The organism is Stenotrophomonas sp. SMYL86 (genome assembly GCF_036320025.1).
Lineage (GTDB): Bacteria > Pseudomonadota > Gammaproteobacteria > Xanthomonadales > Xanthomonadaceae > Stenotrophomonas > Stenotrophomonas maltophilia_A.
In genome coordinates this window covers 1-8,529 of sequence record NZ_JAWIRU010000023.1, presented here as the reverse complement: position 1 = coordinate 8,529, position 8,529 = coordinate 1, and the positions used below count along the sequence as shown (strand labels likewise).

General features: G+C 65.7%; 6 protein-coding genes. 3 read left to right on the top strand and 3 right to left on the bottom strand.

Annotation, left to right across the window (positions count from 1 at the left end; all coding sequences use genetic code 11):
• Positions 1-85 precede the first annotated feature (85 nt).
• The 3 genes from V3B64_RS19210 to gmk all read right to left on the bottom strand — a co-directional run bounded on the left by V3B64_RS19210 (position 86) and on the right by gmk (position 3,430).
• Complete coding sequence (locus tag V3B64_RS19210; protein ID WP_019661980.1) at positions 86-2,248, bottom strand: bifunctional (p)ppGpp synthetase/guanosine-3',5'-bis(diphosphate) 3'-pyrophosphohydrolase; 2,163 nt, start codon at positions 2,246-2,248, stop codon at positions 86-88.
• Between the two features lie 106 nt (positions 2,249-2,354).
• A complete protein-coding gene (gene rpoZ, locus V3B64_RS19205) occupies positions 2,355-2,654 on the bottom strand; it encodes a DNA-directed RNA polymerase subunit omega (RefSeq protein ID WP_005410877.1) in 300 nt (99 codons plus the stop codon).
• Between the two features lie 110 nt (positions 2,655-2,764).
• Positions 2,765-3,430 carry a guanylate kinase gene (gmk, locus tag V3B64_RS19200; RefSeq protein ID WP_014038334.1) on the bottom strand — a complete coding sequence of 222 codons (666 nt, stop codon included), beginning with the start codon at positions 3,428-3,430 and terminating at the stop codon, positions 2,765-2,767.
• A gap of 290 nt (positions 3,431-3,720) precedes the next feature.
• Here gmk and fdnG point away from each other — a divergent pair, with 290 nt between their 5' ends.
• From fdnG to V3B64_RS19185, 3 genes are read left to right on the top strand one after another with little or no spacing between them, the layout of a single operon-like run.
• The gene (fdnG, locus tag V3B64_RS19195; protein WP_151194539.1) at positions 3,721-6,789 is read left to right on the top strand and encodes a formate dehydrogenase-N subunit alpha; all 3,069 of its coding nucleotides are present in this window, start codon (positions 3,721-3,723) and stop codon (positions 6,787-6,789) included.
• Between the two features lie 10 nt (positions 6,790-6,799).
• Positions 6,800-7,717, top strand: a complete 918-nt coding sequence (gene fdxH, locus V3B64_RS19190) for a formate dehydrogenase subunit beta (RefSeq protein ID WP_329914713.1) — start codon at positions 6,800-6,802, stop codon at positions 7,715-7,717.
• On the top strand, positions 7,714-8,361 hold the full coding sequence (locus V3B64_RS19185) for a formate dehydrogenase subunit gamma (protein ID WP_032127833.1): 648 nt from the start codon (positions 7,714-7,716) through the stop codon (positions 8,359-8,361). The genes fdxH and V3B64_RS19185 overlap by 4 nt, the downstream gene beginning before the upstream one ends.
• The last annotated feature ends 168 nt before the right edge of the window (positions 8,362-8,529 follow it).

Sequence of the window (8,529 nt, the reverse complement as noted above, 5' to 3'; positions counted from 1 at the left end):
TCGCGCGGCGCCGGCCCCCCCCCCCCGCCGCCCGCCCCCCCCCCCCCCGCGCGCCCCCCCCCCCCCCCCCACTACCGGGTTCGCATTACTGGCGGCGTACCGACTGCACGACCGACAGCCGGCGCAGGCGGCGCATCACTTCGGCCAGATGGTTGCGGTCGCGCACCTGGATGTTGAACGCCAGCACGGCGGCGTTGAAATCACGGTCCAGGTAGTCCACGCGCTCGATGTTGGAATGGCTCTGCGCGATGGCGGCGGCCAGCTGCGCCAGCACGCCGGTGCCGTTCTCCACTTCCACCACCAGCGAGGTGTCGTAGTCGCCGGAAACAGTGGTGTCCCAGCCGATCGGCACCCAGCGCTCGGGCGACTTGCGCAGCTCGGCCAGGTTCGGGCAGTCCATGCGGTGCACCACGATGCCCTTGCCGGCGGTGTGGTAGCCCATGATCTCGTCGCCGGGAATCGGCTGGCAGCAGCCCGCGAAGGTGACCACGCCGCGCTCGCTGCCGTTGATCAGGATCTTTTCCTGCGAGTGGTGGCGCGAATGCGGGCCGCCACGCAGTTCGGCGTAGGCCATCAGCGCCTGTGCAGCCTGCGTCGGCATCCAGTTGCCCAGCGCGACCTCGGCCAGCAGCGCCTCCAGGCGCGGGAAGCGGTGCTCGGCGAGGAACGCATCCAGGCGCCCCTTCGGCAGCCGCTCCAACGAGGAATCCATCGCTTCCAGCGCACGGTCCAGCATGCGGTGGCCGAGCTGCACGGCGTCTTCGTGCTCCAGCTGCTTGAGCTGGTGGCGGATGGCGGTGCGCGCCTTGCTGGTAACCACGAATTCCAGCCACTGCGGTTTCGGCGTGGCCGAGCGTGCGGTGATGATCTCCACCGACTGGCCCGACACCAGCTTGGTGCGCAACGGCACCAGCTTCTTGTCCACGCGCGAGGCCACGGCCATGTTGCCGACGTCGGTATGCACGGCGTAGGCGAAGTCCAGCGCGGTGGAATTGCGCGGCAGGGCCAGGATCTTGCCCTTCGGGGTGAACAGGTAGACCTCGTCCGGGAACAGGTCGACCTTGACGTTGTCGAGGAACTCCAGCGAGGAACCGGCGGCACGCTGCGAGTCGATCAGTTCAACGATCCAGGCGTGTGCGCGGCTCTGCGCACTGTTCGGTGAATCGCCGCCGAACTTGTAGGTCCAGTGCGCGGCCACGCCACGTTCGGCGATCAGGTCCATCTCTTCGGTGCGGATCTGCACTTCGATGGGCGAACCATACGGCCCGAACAGCACCGTATGCAGCGACTGGTAACCGTTGGCCTTGGGAATGGCGATGAAATCGCGGAAGCGGCCATCCAGCGGCTTGAACGTGGCATGCACCGAACCCAGCGCGTGGTAGCAGCTGGGCACGCTGCGCACCACCAGACGGAAGCCGAACACGTCCATCACCTGGTCGAAGGTCTTGTTCTCGTCGCGCATCTTGTTGTAGATGCTCCACGGGGTCTTGATGCGGCTGACCAGGCGGTGCTCGATGCCCTCCTTCGCCAACCGCTGCGACAGCTGCACTTCCACCTGCGCCAGCGCTTCGCGGCGGACCACCGGCTGGCTGCGGATGTGCTTTTCCAGGATCGCGTGGCGCCACGGGTACAGCGCCTTGAAACCGAGGTTCTGCAGCTCGCTCTTGACCAGGCTCATGCCCAGGCGCTGGGCGATGGGCGCGTAGATCTCCAGCGTCTCGCGGGCGATGCGGCCGCGCGCTTCGCGGCTCTGCGCGCCCAGCGTGCGCATGTTGTGCAGACGGTCGGCCAGCTTGATCATGATCACACGCAGGTCGCGCGACATCGCCAACAGCATCTTGCGGAAGCTCTCGGCGGCCGCTTCCTGGCGGTCGCGGAACTTCAGCTTGTCCAGCTTGGTCACGCCGTCGACCAGTTCGGCCACGGCTTCGCCGAACTCGGCGGCCAGCGCCTCACGGGTCAGCGGGGTGTCTTCGATGGTGTCGTGCAGGATCGCGGCGATCAGCGCTTCCACGTCCAGGCCCAGCTCGGCCAGCACCTGGGCCACGGCCACCGGATGGGTGATATAGGGCTCGCCCGACTTGCGCGTCTGCCCGGCGTGTGCGGCGGCTCCGACTTCCCAGGCACGGCGCAACAGCGGCAGCTGTTCCGGCGGCAGGTAATGGGCGGCGCGTTCAAGCTGGAGGACGTAGTCGGGTACGGCGGCAGCGGGGGCTGCGGCGACCTTGGCAGTGGGGCCTGGGTTCATGCCCGAAGCCTATTCCAGCGCGACGTTTACGGCAAATCCTGAATGCGAAACAGCCCGCACGGGGCGGGCTGTTCGGCACATCCAACGATTACGTTGATCGATGCGATCAATCGTCGTTCTTGGACATGTCTTCGTCGGCGACCACTTCCGCGGCAGCCCACTCCAGCGCTTCGCGCTCGGCGCGCTCACGCTCGGCCTTCTCGACTTCGTCGATCAGCGCGTTGTCGATCTTGCGGGCGGCGATTTCGCGCAGCGCCAGCACGGTCGGCTTGTCCTCGGTCTCGCTGTTGTCCAGCGTGGCCTGCACGCCGTTGGCGAGCTGGCGGGCACGCTTGGAAGCCATCATGACCAGTTCGAAACGGTTGTTAACGACTTCCAGGCAATCTTCTACGGTGATGCGGGCCATACGGGCTCCCGGCGACCGGTCGGCCGCTCAGTCGAATGAGGGAAAGGGGACGGAGTGTACTGGCAGGGGCTGGACAAAATCAAGCCAACCCCTACCCGATTCTTTTGGAATCAGTCAGTTGCGCCCGGATCGGGGGTCAACAAGGCCTGGATCAGCCCAGCGTGGCGGACCTTCTGGGCCTCCCGGCGCAGGCGGCTGGCGGTGAAGATGGCGCACAGTTCGTCCACCGCGGTGTCGAACACCTCGTTGACGATGACGTAGTCGAACTCGTTGAAGTGCAGCATCTCGTCACGGGCGGCGCCCAGGCGCTGGGCGATGACCGCCTCGCTGTCCTGACCGCGCTTGCGCATGCGGTCCTGCAGGGCCTGCTTGGACGGCGGCAGGATGAACACGGTGACCGTGCCCGGCACCAGCTGGCGTACCTGCTGCGCGCCCTGCCAGTCGATTTCCAGCAGCACGTCCTGGCCGGCGGCCAGCTGCGGCTCCACCGACTGGCGGGCGGTGCCCTTCCAGTCACCGTGCACCCAGGCGTGCTCGAAGAAGTCGCCGGCAGCGATCATTTCCTCGAACTTCTCCGCAGAGACGAAATGGTAGTGCTGGCCATTCACTTCACCCGGGCGCATCGCGCGCGAGGTGAAGGAGATCGACAGGGCGATCTGCGGGTCACGCGCCAGGGTGGCATTGACGATGCTGCTCTTGCCGGCGCCGGAAGGGGCGGCAACGATGTACAGCGTGCCGCGCGCAACGGCGTCCGACGGCTTCGACGGGGCGCTCATGCGCGGAACCCAACTGGTTGATTTCGCAAAATTTTTCCTCGGTGTTCCAGATCCGGCGCGGAGGATCGCGCCAGGACGGCGGGGGCTGCGCGGAACATCCTGGAACCAGGCCCGGCAGACGCTTCCCCGGGGGGCGGGCACGCAACTTTACCAGAGCGGCCGCGTTGCGCGCCCGTCCGGCAGGCGCCGGGCCTTGTGCCACATGGGCATGCGGGGGCCTGTGCTATAACCGGGCCGTACCCAACGACAGCCCGGAGGCCTGCGCCTCCCCGCCATCCCAGGAGAACGGCATGCCATCGATGAGCCGCCGCCAGTTCCTGAAAGTGACCGGGACAACCCTGGTCGGCTCCAGCCTGGCATTGATGGGCTTCGCGCCCGGCATCGCGCTCGCGGAGGTCAGGCAGTACAAGCTGACCCGCGCGACCGAGACCCGCAACACCTGTACGTATTGTTCGGTGGCCTGCGGCATCCTGATGTACAGCCTCGGCGACGGCGCCAAGAACGCCGAGCCGAGCATCTTCCATATCGAGGGCGACCCGGACCATCCGGTCAACCGCGGCACGCTGTGCCCTAAGGGTGCCGGCCTGGCCGACATCATCCACAGCAAGTCGCGCCTGCTCTACCCCGAGTACCGCGCACCGGGCTCGAACGAGTGGAAGCGGCTGAGCTGGGACGATGCGCTGGACCGCATCGCGCGGCTGATGAAGGAAGACCGCGATGCCAACTTCGTGCAGAAGAACGAGGCCGGGCAGACGGTCAACCGCTGGCTGACCACCGGCATGCTGGCGGCCTCGGCGACCAGCAATGAAACCGCGGTGCTGACCCACAAGGTCGTGCGCTCCCTTGGCATGCTGGCATTCGACAACCAGGCACGTGTCTGACACGGCCCGACGGTGGCAGGTCTTGCCCCGACGCTAGGCCGTGGTGCGATGACGAATCACTGGGTCGACATCAAGAATGCCGACCTGATCCTGATCATGGGTGGCAATGCCGCCGAGGCACACCCGTGCGGGTTCAAATGGGTGACCGAGGCCAAGGCACACAACAAGGCCCGGCTGATCGTGGTCGATCCGCGCTTCAACCGCTCGGCCGCGGTGGCCGACGTGTATGCGCCGATCCGTACCGGCACCGACATCGTGTTCCTGGGCGGTCTGATCAACTACCTGTTGACCGAGGACCGCATCCAGCACGAGTACGTGCTGAACTACACCGACATGTCGTTCCTGGTGAAGGATGAATTCGCCTTCAAGGACGGCCTGTATTCGGGCTACAACGAAGAGAAGCGCAGCTACGACCGCTCCAGCTGGGACTACGCCTACGGTGACGATGGCTTCGTGCGCAGCGACCCGACGCTGAAGGACCCGCGCTGCGTCTACACCCTGCTCAAGCAGCACTACGCGCGCTACACCGTGGAGATGGTCGAACGCATCTGCGGCACGCCCGCCGACAGCATCCGCCAGGTCTGGGACATGATCGCGTCCACCGCCGGCAAGGACAAGGCGATGACCATCCTGTACGCGCTGGGCTGGACGCAGCATTCGATCGGTGCGCAGAACGTGCGTGCCGGCACCATGGTGCAGCTGCTGCTGGGCAACATCGGCGTGGCCGGTGGTGGCATGAACGCCTTGCGCGGGCATTCCAACATCCAGGGCCTGACCGACATCGGCCTGATGTCCGACCTGCTGCCCGGCTACCTGACGCTGCCGAAACAGGACGAGCAGGACTACGACGCCTACATCGCCAAGCGCACGCAGAAGCCGCTGCGCGCCAACCAGATGTCGTTCTGGCAGAACTACCCGAAGTTCCACGTCAGCCTGATGAAGTCGTGGTGGGGCGACGCCGCTACCGCCGACAACAACTGGTGCTTCGACCATCTGCCCAAGCTCGACAAGCCGTACGACATGCTGCAGGCGTACGAGCTGATGAACGAGGGCAAGATCCACGGCTACATCTGCCAGGGCTTCAACCCGCTGGCTTCGGCGCCGAACAAGGGCAAGCTGATCAGTGCGTTCTCCAAGCTGAAGTTCATGGTCAGCATGGACCCGCTGGAGACGGAGACCATTGCCTTCTGGCAGAACCACGGTGCGTTGAACGACGTGGACCCGAGCACGATCCAGACCGAAGTATTCCGCCTGCCGACCACTTCCTTCGCCGAGGAAAACGGCGCGGTGGTGAACTCCTCGCGCTGGCTGCAATGGCACTGGAAGGGGGCCAATCCGCCGGGCGAAGCGCGCAGCGACATCGAGATCATGTCCGAGCTGTTCCATCGCATCAAGGCGATGTACGAGAAGGACGGCGGTGCGTGGTGGGAGCCGGTGCGCGACCTGGCCTGGAAGTACTCCAACCCGGAACTGCCGACGCCGGAAGAACTGGCGATGGAATACAACGGCAAGGCACTGGCCGACGTGTTCGATCCGAAGGACCCGACCAAGCTGGTGCGCAAGGCCGGCGAGCAGCTGGCGGCATTCGGCGACCTGCGCGACGACGGCAGCACCTCCTCCGGCTGCTGGATCTACATCGGCGCCTGGGGCCCGACCGGCAACATGATGGCGCGACGTGACAACAGTGACCCTACGGGCATCGGCAACACGCTGGGCTGGGCCTGGGCGTGGCCGGCCAATCGCCGCGTGATGTACAACCGCGCCTCGTGCGACGTGGCCGGCCAACCGTTCGACCCGCGGCGCACGCTGCTGGCCTGGAACGGGAAAAACTGGGGCAGCGTGGACGTGCCGGACTTCAAGGCGGATGAAGATCCCGCCGGCGGCATGGGCCCGTTCATCATGAACCCGGAAGGCATCGCCCGCTTCTTCGCCAAGGCTGGCATGGCCGAAGGGCCGTTCCCGGAGCACTACGAACCGTTCGATACCCCGCTGCGCAGCAACCCGCTCAGCCCGGGCCAGGCACTGACGTTGAACAACCCGGCGGCCCGCGTGTTCGCCAGCGATCGCGCACAGATCGGTTCGCCGGACGAGTTCCCGCATGTAGCCACCACCTACCGCCTGACCGAGCATTTCCACTTCTGGACCAAGCACGGCAAGTTGAACGCCATCATCCAGCCCGAGCAGTTCGTCGAGATCGGCGCGGCGTTGGCCGATGAGCTGGGCATCAACAACGGCAGCCGCGTGCGGGTCAGTTCCAAGCGCGGGCACATCGAAGCGGTGGCGATGGTGACCAAGCGCATCAAGGCCCTGCAGATTGATGGCAGAACCGTGCACCAGGTGGGCGTGCCGATCCACTGGGGTTTCCTCGGTGCGGCCAAGCCCGGATACATCGCCAATACGCTGACCAACGCCATCGGTGACGGCAACTCGCAGACGCCCGAATCGAAGTGCATCCTGGTCAAGGTCGAGAAGGTGTAGGAGACACGCCATGTCACTGCAATCCCTGGACATCATCCGCCGCTCGGCCACCACCACGCCCTCGCCGGAGGCGCGTGGCGCGCACACCGGCCAGGTCGCCAAGCTGATCGATGTGAGCAAGTGCATCGGCTGCAAGGCCTGCCAGGTCGCCTGCATGGAGTGGAATGATCTGCGCGACGAGGTCGGCAGCTGCGTTGGCAGCTACGACAACCCGCCCGACCTGAGCGAACAGTCGTGGACGGTGATGAAGTTCCGCGAGTACGAGGACGAGAAGGGCAAGCTGGAGTGGCTGATCCGCAAGGAAGGCTGCATGCACTGCAGCGATCCGGGCTGCCTGAAGGCCTGCCCGTCGCCGGGCGCGATCATCCAGTACGCCAACGGCATCGTCGACTTCCAGGAAGAGAACTGCATCGGCTGCGGCTACTGCGTGACCGGTTGCCCGTTCGACGTGCCGCGCATCTCCAAGAAGGACCACAAGGCCTACAAGTGCACGCTGTGCTCGGACCGGGTGGCGGTGGGCCAGGAACCGGCCTGCGTGAAGACCTGCCCGACCGGCGCGATCACCTTCGGCAGCAAGCAGGCGATGACCGAGCACGCGGCGGGACGCGTGGAAGACCTGAAATCGCGCGGCTACGAGAACGCCGGCCTGTACGACCCGCAGGGTGTGGGCGGCACCCATGTGATGTACGTGCTGCAGCACGTGGACAAGCCGGAACTGTATGCCGACCTGCCGAAGGACCCGCGCATCAACCCGATGGTGGAGGTGTGGAAGGGCGTGGCCAAGCCGCTGGGCGTGCTGGCGATTGCCGCTACCGCCTTCGCCGGCTTCCTGCATTACATCGGCATCGGCCGCAACACGGTCAATGACGAGGAAGAAGAGGAAGCCGAGCACGAGGCGAAGAAGATCGAAGAGGAGCAGCGGCCATGAAGTACGCCCCGCACCCGCGGCAGATCATCCGCTACCGCGCGCCGACCCGCATCAATCACTGGATTGTGGCGATCTGCTTCGTGTTGACCGCGCTGTCCGGGCTGGCGTTGTTCCACCCTGCCCTGTTCCCGCTGACCCAGTTGTTTGGCGGTGGGCCATGGACGCGCATCCTGCACCCGTTCATCGGCCTGGCCATGGTCGTCGGCTTTGCGCTGCTGGCGTTCCGCATGTGGCGCGACAATCTGCCGACCGCCGACGATGGCAAGTGGATGCGCGGCATGCGCGATGTACTGCGCAACGAGGACGAGAAGCTGCCACCGGTGGGCCGCTTCAATGCCGGCCAGAAACTGCTGTTCTGGGCGATCATCGGTTGCCTGTCGGCGCTGCTGCTGACCGGCTTCGTGATCTGGCGGCAGTACTTCAGCCACTTCTTCCCGATCGGGGTGATCCGCTTCTCGGTGCTTGCCCATGCGCTGTTCGGCTGGGTACTGGTCTGCGCGATCGTGGTGCACATCTATGCAGCGATCTGGATCAAGGGCTCGGTGCGGGCGATGACCCAGGGCAAGGTGACCTACGGGTGGGCGTACAAGCATCACCGGCAGTGGTTCCGGGACATCCTGCGCGGGCGGCGGGAAGAGGGGTAGCGGCAGGGCCTGCGGCCCTGCACCCGCTGGATCAACGTCAACGTCAAAAGCGGGTATCCTGGGGGATGGCGGGGTGGGTCCGGTTGCGGGGGCCGCTGCAAGTACGTCCATGTAAGCTCGGTCGCCGCTTGCTCGTGTGCGCAGTCCTGCGCACACGGCAAGACCGGG

Coding starts and splice junctions, on each gene's coding strand:
- V3B64_RS19210 (WP_019661980.1), bottom strand. CDS start 2,248: ATGAACCCAGGCCCCACTGCCAAGGTCGCCGCAGCCCCCGCTGCCGCC.
- rpoZ (WP_005410877.1), bottom strand. CDS start 2,654: ATGGCCCGCATCACCGTAGAAGATTGCCTGGAAGTCGTTAACAACCGT.
- gmk (WP_014038334.1), bottom strand. CDS start 3,430: ATGAGCGCCCCGTCGAAGCCGTCGGACGCCGTTGCGCGCGGCACGCTG.
- fdxH (WP_329914713.1), top strand. CDS start 6,800: ATGTCACTGCAATCCCTGGACATCATCCGCCGCTCGGCCACCACCACG.
- V3B64_RS19185 (WP_032127833.1), top strand. CDS start 7,714: ATGAAGTACGCCCCGCACCCGCGGCAGATCATCCGCTACCGCGCGCCG.